General features: G+C 36.7%; 16 protein-coding genes. 9 read left to right on the top strand and 7 right to left on the bottom strand.

Annotated features, from left to right (window positions below):
- From GGR32_RS10210 to GGR32_RS10180, 7 genes are all read right to left on the bottom strand, one after another.
- Positions 1-5,314 (bottom strand): beta strand repeat-containing protein (locus GGR32_RS10210; protein WP_281372620.1); only part of this gene is annotated, 5,314 nt, incomplete at its 3' end.
- Positions 5,315-5,456: 142 nt separating this feature from the next.
- Positions 5,457-6,032 carry a phage tail protein gene (locus tag GGR32_RS10205; RefSeq protein ID WP_183478106.1) on the bottom strand — a complete coding sequence of 192 codons (576 nt, stop codon included), beginning with the start codon at positions 6,030-6,032 and terminating at the stop codon, positions 5,457-5,459.
- Between the two features lie 858 nt (positions 6,033-6,890).
- Positions 6,891-7,712, bottom strand: coding sequence for a TPM domain-containing protein (locus GGR32_RS10200; RefSeq protein WP_183478105.1), 822 nt, complete (start codon positions 7,710-7,712; stop codon positions 6,891-6,893).
- Positions 7,712-8,146 (bottom strand): TPM domain-containing protein, encoded by a 435-nt coding sequence (locus GGR32_RS10195; RefSeq protein ID WP_183478104.1) that lies wholly within the window; start codon positions 8,144-8,146, stop codon positions 7,712-7,714. Before GGR32_RS10195 ends, GGR32_RS10200 begins: the two co-directional genes overlap by 1 nt.
- Positions 8,147-8,161: 15 nt before the next feature.
- Complete coding sequence (locus GGR32_RS10190) at positions 8,162-8,761, bottom strand: LemA family protein (RefSeq protein ID WP_183478103.1); 600 nt, start codon at positions 8,759-8,761, stop codon at positions 8,162-8,164.
- 27 nt (positions 8,762-8,788) lie between these two features.
- Complete coding sequence (locus GGR32_RS10185; protein ID WP_183478102.1) at positions 8,789-9,118, bottom strand: MerR family transcriptional regulator; 330 nt, start codon at positions 9,116-9,118, stop codon at positions 8,789-8,791.
- Positions 9,118-10,092: a M23 family metallopeptidase gene (locus tag GGR32_RS10180; RefSeq protein WP_183478101.1), complete on the bottom strand. Its 975-nt coding sequence runs from the start codon at positions 10,090-10,092 to the stop codon at positions 9,118-9,120. Before GGR32_RS10180 ends, GGR32_RS10185 begins: the two co-directional genes overlap by 1 nt.
- Positions 10,093-10,300: 208 nt before the next feature.
- Between GGR32_RS10180 and alaS the strand changes: the two genes are divergently transcribed.
- From alaS to GGR32_RS10135, 9 genes are all read left to right on the top strand, one after another.
- A complete protein-coding gene (gene alaS, locus GGR32_RS10175; RefSeq protein WP_183478100.1) occupies positions 10,301-12,913 on the top strand; it encodes an alanine--tRNA ligase in 2,613 nt (870 codons plus the stop codon).
- A 3-nt stretch (positions 12,914-12,916) separates the two neighbouring features.
- The gene (locus GGR32_RS10170; protein WP_183478099.1) at positions 12,917-13,885 is read left to right on the top strand and encodes a GSCFA domain-containing protein; all 969 of its coding nucleotides are present in this window, start codon (positions 12,917-12,919) and stop codon (positions 13,883-13,885) included.
- Positions 13,886-13,906: 21 nt separating this feature from the next.
- Positions 13,907-14,479 carry a TetR/AcrR family transcriptional regulator gene (locus GGR32_RS10165; RefSeq protein WP_183478098.1) on the top strand — a complete coding sequence of 191 codons (573 nt, stop codon included), beginning with the start codon at positions 13,907-13,909 and terminating at the stop codon, positions 14,477-14,479.
- A 76-nt stretch (positions 14,480-14,555) separates the two neighbouring features.
- Positions 14,556-15,629: a 2Fe-2S iron-sulfur cluster-binding protein gene (locus tag GGR32_RS10160; RefSeq protein WP_183478097.1), complete on the top strand. Its 1,074-nt coding sequence runs from the start codon at positions 14,556-14,558 to the stop codon at positions 15,627-15,629.
- A 62-nt stretch (positions 15,630-15,691) separates the two neighbouring features.
- Entirely contained in the window at positions 15,692-16,648 is a 957-nt protein-coding gene (gene paaA, locus GGR32_RS10155; protein ID WP_183478096.1) for a 1,2-phenylacetyl-CoA epoxidase subunit PaaA, read from the top strand.
- A gap of 51 nt (positions 16,649-16,699) precedes the next feature.
- Positions 16,700-17,002 carry a 1,2-phenylacetyl-CoA epoxidase subunit PaaB gene (gene paaB, locus GGR32_RS10150; RefSeq protein WP_183478095.1) on the top strand — a complete coding sequence of 101 codons (303 nt, stop codon included), beginning with the start codon at positions 16,700-16,702 and terminating at the stop codon, positions 17,000-17,002.
- A gap of 50 nt (positions 17,003-17,052) precedes the next feature.
- On the top strand, positions 17,053-17,805 hold the full coding sequence (gene paaC, locus GGR32_RS10145) for a 1,2-phenylacetyl-CoA epoxidase subunit PaaC (protein WP_183478094.1): 753 nt from the start codon (positions 17,053-17,055) through the stop codon (positions 17,803-17,805).
- 19 nt (positions 17,806-17,824) lie between these two features.
- Complete coding sequence (gene paaD, locus GGR32_RS10140) at positions 17,825-18,325, top strand: 1,2-phenylacetyl-CoA epoxidase subunit PaaD (protein ID WP_183478093.1); 501 nt, start codon at positions 17,825-17,827, stop codon at positions 18,323-18,325.
- 63 nt (positions 18,326-18,388) lie between these two features.
- Positions 18,389-19,171 (top strand): enoyl-CoA hydratase-related protein, encoded by a 783-nt coding sequence (locus GGR32_RS10135; protein WP_183478092.1) that lies wholly within the window; start codon positions 18,389-18,391, stop codon positions 19,169-19,171.
- Positions 19,172-19,206: the final 35 nt, after the last annotated feature.

Genomic DNA, 19,206 nt, shown 5'->3' with positions numbered 1-19,206 from the left:
GTACTTGACATTCAGCAGTGATATCTGCTAAAGTAAGGTTATCAGGCGTTGGAGCAGTTACATCATCGATAATGATGTTTTGTGTTTGTGTATCGACGTTCCCTTTACCATCGTCAAAAGTCCAAGTGATGACATGCGTTCCTTGGGCGCTAATCGGAAAAGTTAAATTATGTGTTCCTTGGATGGTTTCCCCACAATTGTCGGTAGCTGTTGGGATAGGCACATCGGTTGCTAGTACTTTACATTCAGCAGTGATATCTACTAAAGTAAGGTTATCAGGGGTTGGAGCGGTTACATCCTTTACGGTAACAATTGCTTGACAGGTAGCTGTAGCACCACTACTGTCTTCTACAGTTAATATAACCGTATTATCACCAATATTACTACAATCAAAGTCGGTTTTGTCAATACTGAGCGTAACATTACCTTCCAAATCTGATGAACCATCATCAACATCACTTGCAGTGATACTTATTTGTCCGTTAGTGTCTAATTGTATGGTAATATTTTTACAAATCGCTGTTGGTGGTGCATTTTGGCTTTCAAAAGCTCCTATATCTATGGTGTTATTGTATAAACGCGGATTACCGGTAAGGTCGGTATCGTTATTTAGATCGCCTGTATAAAGACTATTACTTCCTGTATTTATAGCAGGACTGTTATTGGCTAGGGTATAATCACTATTTGAAATATCACTAAATTTAGGGTCATCATTTAGAGTGTCGGTGGTATTAAAAGAATTTTCTCCAATTACATCCCCAGTATCGTTACCATAAAGACTACTTTCGAAATTGACATTTCCGTACTGTGTAGCAATTTCATTTCCTCCATTAGCAATATTTCCCCAAACAACTGTATTTTTTAAATATAGAGAACCGTATGCATTAAAAATCCCTCCTCCTTCGTTTCCAGCATTATTCCCGCTAATCGAAACATTTATAAGCTCAGTTGAATTACTTAAAAAATTAAATATTCCTCCTCCATTACTGTTTATAGCTTCATTTTCGGCAATAAGAGTATTAATGAGTGTAGTTGGGCTTTCGTCATTATAAACTCCTCCACCAGCTTGCGCACTGTTTTCGATGATTTTTGAGTTCATAAGTACTACAGAACTTCCTGATATATTAGCAATTCCTCCCCCATAATGTGAAGTGTTACTCCCATCACCTGTACGGTTTCCCTTGATAGTAACATTCGTTAGTACAGGTGAGCTGTTAAAATTAAATACACCGCCTCCTCGATATTCTGTTATATTTCCAGTAATGATGAGGTTGGTTAAGGTAGGTGAACCGTCGTAATTATAAATTCCACCACCATTTCTCTTAGGTTCATCAATACCTGCACTTTCATCGTCAGCACTACCAGAGGTAATTATAAAACCATCTAAAAAGGCAGTGTTATCAGCACCTGAACCAGTAACTACCGAATAGCTATTGAATCCCGTGATATCATTTGGGTTTGTTACTATTCCGTCACTATCTGAAGTGTCATTTCCATCAATATCTCCGCTTAACACGGTAATATGTGTGTTCCAGTCACGGTCGGATAGGTCGATTTCATTTCCCTCGAAACCTCCATAAACTTTCACGCCACTAATAAGCTGAAACGTCTCATTTCGATCGTTGTCGGTTGCACGATTTCCATCATCTGGATGATAGGTGCCTGCAGCGACCCAAATTTCCAACGGATTAGAATCACTCCAAGGAGTACCAATCTGATGTTCTTGGTAAGCCCATTTCAGCGCATCGGCTAGTTCGGGTATAGCGTTGTTCCAACTATCTCCGCTGCCGTTTCCTCCATTTACATTATTATCTACATAGAGAATATATCCATTAGGTGTAGGAGGTGTACTGGCCCCTTGGAATTCATATGCGCCTAAATCTATGATAGTGGCATCTAGACGTGGGTTTCCTGCTAAATCGTTGTCGTTTTGAAGATCGCCGTCAGCATCGCTATATACTTGGTTACCACCTTTATTTATAGCGACACTTCCTGGAGCTAGGGTATAATCACCAGCTGAAAAATCGGCAAAAATCATCCCAGGTAGATAGGCAGTACCGTCTAAATTACCAATGCCTATGACAGAGAGATCATTATCTTGAATTAAACTATTTTTATAAGTAGGAGCAGTACCATAAAGGGCATCAGTATGTGTTTGATTTCCATTGCCACCAGCCGAATTTCCCCAAAAAATAGAGTTTTGAATATTAGCTTTACCAGTGTTATAGAGTCCTCCTCCATCGTTACTAGCTAAATTATTATAGATGCTTAAGTTGGTTAATGTTATTTCATCAGTGCTATTTATTCCTCCACCAGTTCTATTGGCTGAATTATTATAGAGGGCTACATTAAGTAATTTTGGATGTCCAACTGTTGTATAAATCCCCCCACCGAACTTAGCTGTGTTCTCACTTATTTCTACATTAAATAATTTAAAAGATGAATTATAACTAAAGATTCCCCCACCTGTGTGACTTGCTTCATTCTTTGTAATTCTTAAATTGGAGAGGGTTGGTGATCCATTTTGAGAACTATTATAGATGAAAATTCCTCCGCCTCCATAATTTGGATTTGAGCCGTTAGCATTTCCTTTGGTCACAGTAAACCCATCTAGTATGGCTGTGAAATCGGCACCCGAACCAGTTACTACATGATAACTATTGTTGGCGAGGGTATTGTCTCCATCAATATTACCGCTTAGTATGGTTTCGTTAGATATCCAATCACGGTCTGAGAGTTCAATTTCTGTAACGACACCTTCAAAGCCACCATATATTTCTACACCTGTAACCAATTGGAAGGTCGCATTTCTGTCGTTATTGGACACATTTCTTCCTTTGTCTGGAAGATAAGTGCCTTTGGCTACCCAAATTTGCAAGGGTGTCGTTATCCAATTAGGATCTTGGTTATTGTTAGCCCAAAACAATGCATCGGCAAGTTCTGGGATGGCGTTTGCCCAAGAATCGCCCGAGCCATTACCTCCGGTAACATTTTTATTTACATAGAGAATATTGTTTGCATCTGGACTGATGCTAATAGGTAGACTTTCAAAAGCCCCTATATCTATTATATTATCGTATAAACGCGGATTACCAGCAAGGTCGGTATCGTTATTAATATCGCCTGTATAAATATTATTATCTCCCGTATTTATAGCAGGACTCCCATTTTTTAGACTATAATCACCGTTGGCAGGGTCTGTGAAAATATCGGTGTCATTTAAGTTTGTAGCATTTATGTTTCCGTTAGTCGTATCGCTACCTCCTTCTACTAATGAGTGTTCTGCAGCATAACTGCTACCGTAGCCATTAGTTATTTCTCCCCAGACAATACTGTTGTTTATGGTAGATAAAGAGTTATTAAAGTTTTGCATCCCGCCGCCAGTTGCTGCTGTATTATTTGCAATGCTTACATTGGTTAAGCTCGGTGAAGAGTTAGTATTATACATTCCACCACCCCAATCTGCTGTATTGTTTGTAATCATTACATTAGTTAAGTTTGGTGAAGAATTAGTGTTATTTATCCCACCCCCATAATTTGCTGTATTGTTTACAATACTTACATTAGTTAAGTTCGGTGAAGAATTAAAATTGTACACCCCGCCGCCCTGAGCTGCTGTATTGTTTGTAATGCTTATGTTGGTTAAGCTTAGTGAAGAAGAATGATTGTATATTCCACTGCCATTAGTTTTCCATATAGTTTGTCCGTTAACGGTTATTATATTCATGCCTCCATCTGCATTTCCTCTAGTTAGGGTAAACCCGTTTAACAGGGCGTTGCCAATATCATTTGTAGAGATGACTACGTGGTAAGCATTGTTAGTGTTATTTCCATAAATATCTCCACTTAAAATGCTTCCTGTGGTTTCAGAAAAATCACGGGTATGGCTTAAGTTGGTAACACCATTGGCAGGGTCAAAGCCTCCGTATAGTTGTACATTTTTAACCATGACAAAGGCATTATCGCGGTTGCCATTAACGATATAATTTCCGTCTTCGGCATTGTAAAGAGGTAAATACGTGCCTTTGGCAACAAAAACCTGTAAACTATCGTTTTGTAGCCAATTATTGTCGGCTTCGTTTTTTGTTCTTGCCCATTTTAGGGCATCGGAAAGTTCAGGGATGGCGTTTGCCCAAGAATCTCCCGAGCCATTACCACCGCTTACGTTTTTATTTATAAACAAAATGTTGTTGGCATTTGGGGTATATGTTGCTGTATTTTTAGTTGTTGTATCAGTGGCATTATTTCCTGTACTATATGCACTATCGGTAAGAATTACTGTAATGGTAAGAATTCCGTCGTCCAGGCTGCTTACATCTATATTTGTTATTTGCTGATTTGACGTTACTATATTCCCGGAACCAGAAATCGAAGTTCCTCCGATATTATTTCTTATCGTATAGTTATAGACAGTACCCACTTCGGCGTCAAAAAGTGTAAAGCTAATAGCAGTTTCATTTGATGCATTAACATTTGCTTGGTCTATTTGCACGGTATAACCAGATGGCGGAACGGCGTTTGAAATCACAGAGGTTGTATTGTCAGTATCGGTATCAGTACCATCATTAACAACTATTGTAAAAGTGGTGGTTTCTGTTGTTGATGTTCTATTGTCTGTTGGATTAAAAGATAAAGCTCTTAACTTTGTTTGTAAGTCAGCAGGAGTAGTGCTTACAATAGTGTAAGGCCCAGTACCAGAAAGTCCTGTACCTGTTAATATTCCTTTAGCATTATCATCTAAAGTAATGGTTGCAGATAAGTTATCTCCATCAGCATCTGTAGTTGTGATACTTGAAAAAGGCGAAATTATACCGTTGTCATTTACACTTTGACCAGCGGTTGTTCCTCCAATTACTGGTGCTGTGTTTGCTACGCCAGCGGTAGTGATATCAAAAACAACTGTTCCTATATTTCCAAGCCCATAACCTTGGGCAAAGTCTTTATTTTGTATGCCAGATATAGTAACACTGGTAGCTGTAAAAGATACTGAGACACCACTAGTATTTGTTCCTGTAGAAGCTCCAGGATTAAATGAAGCTCCTATTATACTGCTAAAAGTTCCCCCAGAAAAGTTAAAAGTTATTGAGGTTACGGCAGATATTACAGAACCATTTCTAGCTCCAATAATTATTTTATCACTATCTACATCGACATAATAATTTTCTCCTGCAACTTTAAATTCTACATCATATGTTGCTTGTGCTGGAGTTGCATCAAGTGATTGATCAGAACCATTAACAGTTTTTGTTTGACTTAATTCTACAAACTCGACTGAAGCGCCTGAAAGAGTTTGTGAAAAACAAGGAACTGACATTAGACAAAGCATAATAAAAAAAGCAGGATATAGCCTTTTTAGATAGAAAACATAAGTAGTTTTTTTCATAATTTCCAGATTGATTCAATAAGATAAATAGATAAAAAATATTCTTATCATGATTAAGAGTACTTGTAGACGTTTAATTTCTAGAAGGAAAAATACCTACCAAAGCAATAATATAATTAACAGCTAAATAAGGCTGTACATTAGTATGTGGTAGATTTTCACCCGTATTAAGTATGTTTAAACCAGCGTTAGCACTAATGGTTTGTCCATTTACTGTATTTGTTGCAGGACCAAAGTTTTTTACTTTTTGGGTAGTTACCCCATCAGCAAAATTTCCTATAGCAGGAACATCTCCTGGAGCAGGTGTTTCATTTACAGCATCATCAGCAGTTATATTGTTTTGAGTTGTATGATTATGACTTGGCATTTGAGTAATGTTTAAGGTAACCGTTTCTACCCCTCCTTTTTGTCCTAATCTATAATCACTTAAACCAGGATCATTTCTAGGACCTATTGGGGCTCTACCTCTTAAATCGGGCAAAGCAAAAGTTGTTCTTCCGTCTCCACCATAAGTGGTTCCTAAAATTGAAAATAAGGCAGTGTTTTGTGCAATTGGTAATAATTGGCCATCGCAAAATGCCCAACCTCTTGAAGCAAAATTGCCCCCAAACATTGTAATTTCTCCTATTGTGGGATCTGAAAGACTCATGCTGATTTACAATTTTAACATATAATGTTTATAATTAGCTTATGTTCAAATAATTGTTAATGAAAGTGCAAGTTCGATAAGAATGACGAAAAAAAAAATACGTACCTCTACGTATTTTTTAATGATATTACCTAATAGATGAACGATTTGCTTGTATGTTATAAAAAGATAGTTTAAAAATTCTCTTGTTGCTAGAGTTTTGTGATAATTGATTAGAAGGAGGCGTTCTACTAAGTTTTTTGTACGTGTGGTTGAATAAATTTTAAAAACACAAGTAAATCTAGTGTGTTATGCGTTGTCTTTACCTTGCAAATTATTTTGAAGGTACTTCTAGTTTGTGTCCATTATTTTTATAAGAAATATTGGAAGTACATTGGACTCATCTTGGACTCACCTTGTACTTACCTAGGATTTCATTACACCTTTACTATGGTTAATGGGGGCTTAAAAACCAGGAAACCCGTCCTTAAATAACTATAACTATACAGGTTAATGAATAAATCCTGATATAATTATACAACTCTTTTTTATCAGTAAAATCAACTATGTTGATTGAAGAACACAATTTGTAAACTAAAGAATTTCGTGAATTAAATAAAAGTGAATGTTTACAACTTATGAGCTCTAACCAGTAGCGTTTTGGTTGAGCTTGTAAAAAAAAGACCCTTATTTGTTTTGGTTAGTTATAGAGATTAAGGGTCTTTTTGTTGCTAGATGAATTTGTAAATACAATCTGCCCTATGTCTATTAAGACACGCTAACCCTAATAAAAGTCACGTTTTGGAAAGTTTTATTATTTTTAAAAAGTAAAATGTTTTGTGAAATTCTGTGTTACAGAAGTGTATAAGGTTAATTTTTTTACCAACTTCCGCCAGCACCTCCGCCACCGAAGCCACCACTACCGAAGCCACCGCCAAAACCACCACCTCCAAAGCTACCTCCACTACTACCAGAAGATCCACCCCAAGAGCCACGTCCCATACTGCTAAGTATAATGGCATCGAGTAAAGATCCGCTTAAGCTTCCACGACCTCCATTACCGCCGTTGCCTTTATTTTTTCTGAAAATAATGAGTAGAATAATCACTACAAAAAATATAAAAACAATAATGTTTCCTAATATAAAGGGGGAGTTTTTATTTGGTGGTGGTTTTGGTATAGCTTTGTAAGTTCCGCTTAAAACCGAGATAATGGCTGTTGTACCCTTATCTAAGCCTGCGTAATAATTACCTTGTTTAAATTCTGGGATAATAACTTGGTCTATAATTTGTTTGCTAAGCGCGTCTGTAAGGTGAGCTTCTAAACCATAGCCTGTTGAAATCCAAATTTTGCGTTCATCTCGTGCTAATAAAATAAGTAAACCGTTGTCTTTTCCTTTTTGTCCAATTCCCCATTGGTGTGCCCATTCTGCACTATAAGTACCTATATATTCTCCGTTTAAACTAGGAATGGTAGCAACAACTATTTGTGTAGAAGTGCTGTCTGCATAATTTAATAGTTTATGCTCTAAGGCTTGTTTCTGGTTCTTTTGTAATACATTACCGCCATCGTAAACACTGGTTTGTTTACTAGGTAGTTTAGGGATATCTAATTGGGCATTTGCTGTAAAAAAATTACATGCCAATATTGTTGTAATTAGAAAAAGATAAAAGGTAGAGAACTTATTTTTTTGAGTAATCATTAGGCTTTAGAAATTTCGTCTGGAAGTTCGTTAATATCATCGGTTTGCCAAGGGAAGAATTTTTTAAGTTGTTTTCCAGCTTGTAATATTCCTGCAATAAGCCCTTCTTTAAGTTCTTGGTTTGCAAAATGTGTTTGCATGGTGTTTTTGGTGCAGTCCCAAAAATCCTGTCCTACGCGTTGGTCTATACCACGATCTCCCATTATATAAAACTTATGATCTTCGTGGGCTATATAGATAAGCACACCGTTTTCAAGCTTTGTATTGTTCATTTTAAGCTCAAAAAAAAGCTGTTCTGCCCGTTCAAATACTGTTTTTGTAGGGCAATTTGCTTCGATATGTACTCGTATTTCGCCAGAGGTTTTTTGCTCTGCTTTTCTAATGGCAGCAATTATTTCTTTTTCATCTGCTGGAGATAATGGGAGTTTAGGCATAACTTTTAGGTAAGATTATTTGAAATCAAACTTTACTTCAGGAGCTTTTTCTGCACCTTCATCAGCTTGGAATCTTGTCATTTGTTCAAAACCAAACATTCCTGCAACAAGGTTGTTTGGAAATTTTCTTATGTAAGTATTGTAGCCTTGTACGCTTTTGTTATAGCGGTTACGCTCTACATTGATACGGTTTTCGGTTCCTTCAAGTTGCGATTGTAGGTTTTGAAAATTTTGTGTTGCTTTTAGTTCTGGGTAGCGTTCTACACTTACTAAAAGTCTAGATAATGCAGAGGAAAGTCCTGTTTGTGCTTTTTGGAAACTTTGTATGGCTTCTGCATTTAGGTTATTGGCATCTACTTTTACAGAAGTTGCTTTTGCTCTGGCTTCAATTACATCGGTTAGTGTTCCGCGTTCAAAATCTGCTGCTCCTTTTACGGTGTTTACAAGGCTAGGGATAAGGTCGCTACGACGTTGGTAGGCACTTTCTACATTAGCCCAAGCGGTTTTGGCATCTTCTTGTAATACAATAGCTTGGTTGTTTACGCCTGCAAAAAGTTTATACAGACCAAAACCAGCTACAAGAATAATAAGTACAGGGATGAGCCATTTTTTCATAGAAATAAGGGGGATTTAGTTAAATAATTATAATTGTTGTTTGAGTTTTTCTAACTCGGCTTTTACAGCCTCTAATTTACGAATAATCTCGAAAGTAGAGAGGACTTTTTTTTTATCTTCTTTTAAGTATATTTTAGCTCCTTCTAGCGTAAAGCCTTTTTCTTTTACTAGGTGATAGATTAACTGAAGGTTTTTTACATCTTCTTTGCTAAATTTACGGTTTCCTTTTGCGTTTTTTTTGGGTTTTAACACCTCAAATTCTTTTTCCCAAAACCGTATTAAGGAAGTGTTTACTTTAAATGCTTCGGCTACTTCTCCTATGCTGTAATATAATTTGTCTGGTAAGGAAATATGCATTAATCTAAGGATTGGTTTTCTATAGAGGATTGGTTTAGCATAATGTCATATTCCTCGGCCGTAAGGTCGCCGTGATAAAAGTTAATAGGGTTTACTACAACGCCATTTTTATGCACTTCGTAATGCAGGTGTGAGGCGGTAGAAAGTCCTGTGCTGCCAACTTCGCCTATTATCTCACCGCGTTTTACGCGTTGCCCTTTTCTTACCTTAAATTTATTAAGGTGGGCATAATAGGTTTCGTAGCCAAACCCGTGGTCTAGAATAATTAGATTCCCATAACCTGTGCTGCGTTGCGCTTTTTTTACAACAGCATCTCCTGTGGCAAAAACGTTGGTTCCGCGTGGTGCAGTAAAATCCATCCCGTTGTGCATTCTTCTAAATTTTAGAATAGGGTGCATACGCATACCATAACCAGAGGCCATACGGGTTAAGTCTTCGTTTTTTACTGGCTGAATTGCAGGAATGGCATTTAAAAGCTTTTCTTTTTTTGTGGCTAGGCTTGTAATTTCGTCTAAAGATTTTGATTGTATAACTAATTGTTTTTGTAAAATATCGATGCGTTTACTTGCCTCGATAACCAATTGTTCGTTAGCATAACCTTCCAGTTTTTTATACCGATTAATTCCTCCAAAACCAGCTTTTCTGTGTGCTGCAGGAATAGGTGAAGCTTCAAAAAAAGCTCTGTAAATGTTGTTGTCTCTAGTTTCTACTTCTGCCAAAACCTCTTCTACATGCGCCATTTTTTTATTCAAACTTCGATATTGTAGTTGCATATAGGCTAACTCTCGCTGTAAGGCTTTTTCTTTTGGGGTTTCTAGTTTAGGAATGTTTAAATACAATAAAAGTAATAAAAAACCAGAAAGTAAACTTCCGCCCACCATAAAGAAAACAAAACGTAACTTTCGTCCCTTTCGGTACTCAATTTTTTTGTACGAATTTGTTTCCCTATCGTAATAATATTTTACCTTCGACATTCTTTTAAAATATACTATTTTTGTGCTTAAATTTCATTAAGTCTCGAAAAATATAGACGAACAAAGATAAGAAATGTTACAAAACATCCATAAAATAAGCTTGAAAACCTTTTTTTATAGTGTTTTTTTAAGATTATTTATTAAATAAATTTAAACTAAAGTTAAGACAAAAGGTAATTTTACCTTGTTAGCTATAAACAATAAACCCATGAAATCTAAAGAAATTCGCGCAAAGTTTCTCGATTTTTTTAAATCTAAAGAACATAGCATCGTGCCATCGGCACCAATTGTGATTAAAAACGACCCTACATTGATGTTTACCAATGCAGGGATGAATCAATTTAAAGAATATTTTTTAGGAAATGCAAAACCTAAAACTACGCGAATTGCCGATACTCAAAAATGTTTACGTGTAAGTGGAAAGCATAACGATCTAGAGGAAGTAGGTAAAGATACCTACCACCATACCATGTTTGAAATGCTTGGAAACTGGAGTATTGGAGACTATTTTAAGAAAGAAGCCATAAACTGGGCATGGGAGTTTTTAACAGCAGAGCTTAAAATAGATAAAAACAACCTATATGTAACGGTTTTTGAAGGCGATCAAACCGATAAGCTATCTAAAGATGAAGAAGCTTATGAGATTTGGAAAAAAATTATCGATGAGGATAGAATTTTATTGGGAAATAAAAAGGATAATTTTTGGGAAATGGGCGATCAAGGTCCTTGCGGGCCAGCTTCCGAAATACATGTAGATATACGTTCTGAAGAAGAAAAAGCAAAAGTACCAGGAAAAGATTTAGTAAATCAGGATCATCCTCAGGTAGTAGAAATCTGGAACCTAGTATTTATACAATACAACCGTATGGCAAACGGAAGCTTAAAAGAGCTTCCTGCAAAACATATAGATACCGGAATGGGCTTTGAGCGTTTAGCAATGGTAATGCAAGGAAAACAATCTAATTATGATACCGATGTTTTCCAACCGCTTATTTCCGAAATAGAAATCATAACAGGAGTAAATTACGGTAAAAACGAGCAAACAGATATTGCTATTCGAGTAATTGCAGATCACGTTAGGGCAGTAAGTTTTGCTATAGCCGATGGGCAATTGCCTAGCAACAACGGTGCAGGCTATGTAATACGGCGTATTTTGAGAAGAGCTATCCGTTATGGGTTTACATTTTTAAATAAAAAAGAAGCGTTTATCCATCAATTAGTAGCGGTGCTTGCAACGCAAATGGGAGAAGCTTTTCCAGAGCTTAAAAAACAAAAAAACCTATGTGAAAATGTAATTAAAGAAGAGGAAAAATCTTTTTTACGTACCTTAGATCAAGGCTTATCTTTACTAGATAACATCATTGCATCGGCAAAAGGAAACGAAATTTCAGGTAGAAAAGCTTTCGAGCTTTACGATACTTATGGGTTTCCAATAGATTTAACAGCCTTAATTCTTAGTGAAAAGAATTATACATTAGATTTAAAAGCTTTTGAAGAAGAATTAGAAAAACAAAAAAATCGCTCTCGACTAGCAGCGCAAACCGAAACGGAAGACTGGGTAGTACTGCAAGAAGATGAAGAAGAAGAATTTGTAGGCTATGATTACCTTGAGGCTCAAGTGAAAATCACACAATACAGAAAGCTGGTTACCAAAAAAGATGGTGCCTTATATCAGTTGGTATTTAACCTTACTCCTTTTTATCCAGAAGGCGGAGGACAAGTAGGCGATAAAGGCTACTTAAAGTCTGCAAACGGAGATATAACATACATTATAGATACTAAAAAAGAGAATAACTTAATTATTCACACTACAAAAACACTCCCGCAAGACATTAAACAAACCTTTATGGCGGTGGTCGATGCCAAACAGCGTAATCGCTCTGCGGCAAACCACTCCGCAACGCATTTGTTACATCAAGCTTTACGCAACATTTTAGGAACACATGTAGAGCAAAAAGGCTCTATGGTACATAGCGGTTATTTGCGTTTTGATTTTTCACATTTTAATAAGCTTACCGCAGAAGAGTTAAAAGAAGTCGAGAATTTTGTGAATGCTCGTATTCGAGAGCAACTCGATTTAGAAGAAAACAGAACCATGCTTTATACAAAAGCCATAGAAGAAGGTGCTGTAGCTTTGTTTGGAGAAAAATATGGCGATACAGTGCGCACAATTCGTTTTGGAAAATCGATGGAGCTTTGCGGAGGAACACACGTAGCCAATACAGCCGATATTTGGCATTTTAAAATAACAGCAGAGGCTGCGGTGGCTTCTGGTATACGCCGTATTGAAGCCATAACAGGCGATGCTGCAAAAGATTTACTTACCGAGCAAAGCACGCAAATGCAACAAATAAAGCACTTGCTAAACAATACAAAAGACCCGATAAAATCGGTTACTGATATCCAAAATGAAAATTCTGAATTAAGAAAAGAAATCGAAGCTTTAAAGAGAGAAAAAGCAAGCTTTTTGAAGGCGGAATTAAAAGCAGCTGTTCAGGAGCAAAACGGAGTAAATTACCTTATTCAGCAAGTAGATTTAGATGCTAATGGAATGAAGGATGTTGCTTTTCAGCTAGGCGGAGAGTTAGGGAATTTATTTTTAGTATTTGGAGCAGAACAAGATGGTAAAGCTTTATTAACGTGTTATATCTCGAAATCTTTAGTTGAAGAGAAAGATTTAAACGCGGGGAAAATTGTACGCGCATTAGGAAAACACATTCAAGGCGGCGGCGGCGGTCAAGCCTTTTTTGCTACTGCAGGCGGAAAAAATCCATCTGGAATTTTGGCGGCCTTAGAAGAAGCAAAAACATTCTTAGATTAAACCATGCAATTTACAACACCAATTAATATCCCTGAGGGAAAACCTAAAATTAGTCACACTTCAGGGGTGTTATTATTGGGGTCGTGTTTTGCAGAAAATATAGGAGGTAAGTTTTTAGAGGCTAAATTTGAATCGAAACAAAATCCAATCGGAATTTTATTTCATCCTTTTGCGATAGCTTCATTTTTAAGAAGAGTAGCAAAACAAGAGTTGTATACAACAGCCGATACTTTTTGCTATCAAGAGGTGTGGAGTAGTTTTTCGGCACATTCTCGTCTTAATAGTTTATCTCAGGCGGTTTTATTAACGCGTTTAAATACAGCTTTACAGGCAGCAAGACAATTTTTAAGTTCGGCAACACACGTAATAATAACTTTGGGAACTTCGTGGGTGTATAAGCATAAAGAAAGTGACCAGTATGTGGCTAATTGTCATAAAATTCCTCAAGTAAATTTTGTAAAAGAAATAGCTTCGCCAACAGCTATTGCAGAAGCTTTGCAAAAAGCTTTAACGTATTTAAAGGAAATTAACCCAGATATACATGTAATTTATACAGTTTCTCCCGTAAGGCATTTAAAAGACGGATTGGTAGAAAATCAGCAAAGTAAAGCGCACTTATTAACCGCATTACATCAGTTTTTAAGCAGTACACAAAATACTTTTTATTTTCCTGCCTATGAAATTGTATTGGATGAGCTTCGAGATTATCGTTATTATACAGCGGATATGCTACACCCTAATCCTGTTGCAGTTAATTATATATGGGAGAAATTTATAACTACTTGGATTTCGGAAGATGCGGCGCTCTTGATGAAAAAAATAGACAAAATACAACGAGCCGTTCAGCATAAAGCCTTTAATGAAGATTCCGAGCAACATCAGTTATTCTTAAAAAAACTGGAGTCTAAAATAGCAACCTTACAGCAGGAACATCCGTTTATAAAGTTTAATTTTCCTTTAAAAGGAACCTAATTAGGTCGTACTTTTTGAATAATGAATAAGAATAATAGGAGAGAAGATATTGTGTTAACTGCGGCAAAATTATTCCGTAAAAAAGGATATAATGCTGTTTCTATGCGAGATTTAGCAGCAGAAATGGGTATAAAAGCGGCAAGTTTGTACAATCATATTTCCTCTAAGCAAGAAATTTTAGCAAGTATTGTGCTTTCCGTTGCAAAAGATTTTGTTGGGCATATAGACACGGTTGTGCCACAGCCTATTGCAAGTATAGAGAAATTAACATCGATTATTCATCACCATATTGAGCTTACTGCAGAACAAACCGATTTTTTGGCTTGTATGAATAACGATTGGATTCATTTGGACGAAGAGAATAAAACACTATACCTAAGCCTAAGAAAAGAATATGAAGCTAAATTTAGAGAAATTCTCCGTGTGGGAATGGCTAAAAACGAACTTAAAAATATTCATATAGAAATTAGTGTTTTTGGTATTTTAACAACTTTACGCACACTTTATGTGTGGTATGCTAAAAAAGATGTCGTATCGTTGAAAACCCTAAAAACAGACTTGCCGAGACTTTTATTAGACGGATTGATAGATTGAAAGTTATCATTTTTATAAATTTCCATTTGCAAATTAGACTAACAAGTGTTAGTTTTGTAAGGAAACAATTATATAGATGGCTCAATTTTATGATATAACCGTAAAAGACGTATGCAAGGAAACTTCCGATTGTAGCGTAATTACTTTTGATGTTCCCGAAGCATTACAGCAAGAATTTGCTTTTCGTCAAGGGCAACACTTAAACTTAAGAAAAATAATTAATGGGCAAGATGTACGCCGTTCATATTCGTTATGCTCTAGTCCTTTAGAAAATGTATGGAAAGTTGCTGTAAAGCAAATTCCTACCGGTATTTTTTCTACCTATGTGAATGAAGAGTTGCAAGCAGGCGACCAGCTTTCGGTAATGAAACCAGGAGGTAGTTTTGGAGTTGAAACCAATACCGAAAAGTCAAAAAACTATTTGTTCTTTGCTGCAGGTAGTGGAATAACACCTGTGCTTTCTATGATAAAAACACACTTGGCCAGTGAACCTAAGGCTACTTGTAAATTGTTTTATGTAAATAAAACAGCAAAATCTATTATCTTTAAAGAAGAATTAGAACAGTTGCGAAACAAGTATTTTGGACGCCTAGAAATTTATTATTTCTTAACGAAAGAAAAACGAGATATCGATTTATTTAACGGTAGGTTTGATGACGAAAAAATGCAAGTACTTACCCAAAATTTTATCGATATTCCTGATACCGATGATGTGTTTCTATGTGGTCCAGAAGAAATGGTAACCTATGTAAGCGACTATTTAATAAACGCAGGCTTGCCGTCCGAGCAAGTGCATTTTGAACTGTTTGTAACAGGATTATCCGAAGCCGATAAAAAACGCGCAGCAGCAGCATTAGAACAACGTTTTGAAGGTACCGAGGTTACTATCTTAGATGGTGGAAAAGAATTTCGTTTTGGAATGACAAACGATTATGATAATATTCTTGATGCCGCACTTGGTGCAGGAGCAGATTTGCCATTTGCGTGTAAAGGAGGCGTGTGCAGTACGTGTAAATGTAAAATTTTAGAAGGTGCTGTAGAGATGAAAATAAACTATGCATTAGAAGAAGATGAGGTAGCTAAAAACTATGTGCTTAGCTGCCAGGCCGTACCAACATCAGAGAAAGTAGTTTTAGATTTTGATGTATAACTAACGTTGTATTAAAACAACGATTTAGTAAAAACCAATTAACCGAATTAAAAAATAGACTAATGAGTGAAAAGGAAATAAAAAATTTGGAAGAAATTTTCGATCAAAAAATCGCTCGTGACGAAAAAATAGAGCCTAAAGATTGGATGCCAGAAAAATACAGGCAAACCCATATACGCCAAATGTCTCAACACGCACATTCCGAAATTGTAGGAATGCTTCCCGAAGGAAACTGGATTTCCAGAGCTCCATCCTTACGCCGTAAGGTAGCTTTATTAGCAAAAGTTCAGGATGAAGCAGGACACGGGCTTTATTTATATAGTGCAACCGAAACTTTAGGTGTTTCTCGCGAAGAGCTTTATGAGCAATTGCATAGTGGAAAAGCAAAATACTCAAGTATTTTTAACTACCCTACCGTTACTTGGGCAGATATAGGTGCTATAGGATGGTTGGTAGATGGCGCAGCAATCATTAACCAAGTACCGCTGTGTAATACTTCTTTTGGTCCTTATGCCAGAGCAATGGTGCGTGTGTGTAAAGAGGAAAGCTTTCACCAGCGTCAAGGTTATGAAATTATGCTAACCTTAAGCAAAGGAACCAAAGCACAAAAAGAAATGGCACAAGATGCTTTAAACCGTTGGTGGTGGCCATCGCTAATGATGTTTGGACCTACAGATGATAAATCTACCCATACAGCTCAATCCATGAAATGGAAACTAAAACGAAAAACAAACGACGAGCTACGCCAGCAATTTATAGATCAAACCGTGCCGCAAGCAGAAATTTTAGGGCTTAGCATTCCTGATAAAGATTTAAAATGGAATGAAGAAAGAAAAAGCTATGATTTTGGCGAGATAAATTGGGATGAATTTTGGCAAGTTGTAAAAGGTCATGGGCCTTGCAATAGAGAACGTTTACAAACACGTGTTAACGCATGGGAAAACGGCGCTTGGGTACGTGATGCAGCAATGGCTTATGCCGAAAAAAATGCCGAAAGAAAAATTAAAAAAGCAGTTTAGTTTTTCTTGTGATAATAAAAAATTCAATAAACGATTAGTAAAGAAAACAACATGTCAGATAAAAAAGAACAAAAGAAAAATTGGCCTTTGTGGGAGGTTTTTGTTCGTAGTAAAAACGGATTAGAACATAGACATTTTGGAAGTTTGCACGCAGCAGATGCAGCAATGGCGCTTGAAAATGCACGCGATGTATATACAAGAAGAAACGAAGGCGTAAGCATTTGGGTGGTAGAGTCTAAACACATCACGGCTTCTAACCCAGAACATAACGGAGAGTTATTTGAGCCAGCTAACGATAAAGTTTATCGCCATCCTACATTTTACGATTTACCAGACGAGGTAAAACACATGTAATTAAAACATGTGTTTTTATTCATTTTTTAATGAATCCAATTTCAATTACAATGAAAGATAATTTAATACAATATATTTTAGGAATTGCAGACAACTCTTTGATTCTTGGGCAACGCTTAGGAGAGCTTACAGGTCATGGACCAGCCCCAGAAATAGATATTGCAATTACTAATATTTCGTTAGATCTTTTCGGGCAAGTGAGAAGCTATTTTCAATACGCAGCTCAACTTTCTGATAAGGATATTACCGAAGATGATATCGCTTTTTTACGCACCGAGCGTGAATACGTTAACGTACTGTTGGTAGAGCAGCCCAATACAGATTTTGGTTATGTAATTACAAGGCAGTTTTTGTTCGATCAGTTTCATTACTTATTGCTATCGGCATTACAGCAAAGCACCGATGCTACGATGGCAGCTATTGCTAAAAAAAGCATAAAAGAAGTTAGCTATCATAAACGTTTTTCTGCCGACTGGATGAAGCGTTTAGGCGATGGTACAAAAGAAAGTAATCAGCGTGTACAACAAGCTGTAAATGATTTATGGGGATATACCAATGAACTTTTTATGCTTACCGATGCCGATAAACAAGCCATTGCAGAAGGCATAGGGGTAGATGTTACTTTGTTTAAGAAAGAATATTATGAAAATGTAGCCGCTATTTTAGAGGAGGCTACATTGGAAGTTCCTACGCAAGCGTTTTTCCAAAAAGGAGGAAAAGAAGGTGTTCATACAGAACACATGGGGTATCTTTTAGCAGACATGCAATACATGCAACGTACTTATCCAGGCATGAAGTGGTAAGTGAGTAAGGCTCGTTTTAATGACAACAGATCAAGTAAATATCGATGAGGAGTTAATACCAATATTACGTCAGGTTTCTGACCCAGAAATCCCTGTCTTATCTATTTTAGATATGGGAGTAGTGCGTAAAGCTATTGTTGTTGATGAGGTGGTAGAAGTAAGCATTACCCCAACTTATAGTGGCTGCCCTGCAATGGATGTAATAGGAGAAGATATTACTGCGGCATTAGCGCATGCAGGCTATCAAGCTAAAGTAAATTTAGTGCTTTCGCCAGCATGGACAACCGATTGGATTACACCTGAAGGGAGAAAAGCCTTATTGGCCTATGGGATTGCCCCTCCATTAACCGCAACAGCCGATAAAAAAGCACTTTTAGGAGGAGAACAACTGGTAAAATGCCCACAATGTGGTTCTGCCAATACAGAAATGTTAAGTCAGTTTGGTTCTACAGCTTGTAAAGCATTGTTTAAATGTAAGGAGTGCCAAGAGCCTTTCGATTATTTTAAGTGTTTAACATAATAATTCCCGCTTTTGCGGGAATCTCGTTTTATATCATTTAGTAACCATAAAACTTAAAAATTAATGAATACACCTATTCGTTTACATATAGAAAATCAAGTAGCTTATATTAGCTTAAATCGTCCAGAAGTTTTTAACAGCTTTAATAGAGAAATGGCTTTATCACTTCAAGAGGTGCTTAAAAAATGCGCAGAAGATAACCAAGTAAGAGCCATACATTTAACTGGCGAAGGGAAGGCTTTTTGTGCAGGACAAGACTTAAAAGAGGTAACAGATCCTGCATTAAACCCTGGTTTTAAAGCAATTTTAGAAGAGCATTACAATCCAATTGTTAAGCTGTTACGCGAAATTCCAAAACCAATAGTTGCCGCAGTAAACGGTGTTGCAGCGGGTGCAGGAGCAAACATTGCCTTAGCTTGCGATATTGTAGTGGCTTCAGAAAATGCTGCATTTATACAAGCATTTAGTAAAATAGGTTTAATACCCGATAGTGCAGGAACTTTTTTCTTGCCGCGTTTAATCGGTTTTCAAAGGGCATCAGCCTTAATGATGTTGGGCGATAAAGTAATGGCTAAGGAAGCAGAAACACTGGGGATGATTTATAAAGCAGTACCTGCCGAAGAGTTTGAAAACAATACCAAAACTTTAGCGGAAAAATTAGCTAAAATGCCCACCAAAGCATTAGCCTTAACCAAGCAAGCTTTAAACGAATCCTTAACAAACAACTTAGAGAATCAACTTGCTTTAGAGAGTAAGTTGCAAATAGCATCGGCCGCTACCGCCGATTATAAAGAGGGAGTTACTGCTTTTGTAGAAAAACGTAAACCAAACTTTAAAGGCGAATAAATTATAGCAATAATTTTGAACGTATGTTAAATAAC

The sequence above is a fragment of the Mesonia hippocampi genome (assembly GCF_014197445.1).
GTDB classification, from domain to species: Bacteria; Bacteroidota; Bacteroidia; order Flavobacteriales; family Flavobacteriaceae; genus Mesonia; species Mesonia hippocampi.
The sequence above is the reverse complement of the archived record's forward strand: the minus strand, read 5'-3'. Positions and strand labels throughout refer to the sequence as shown.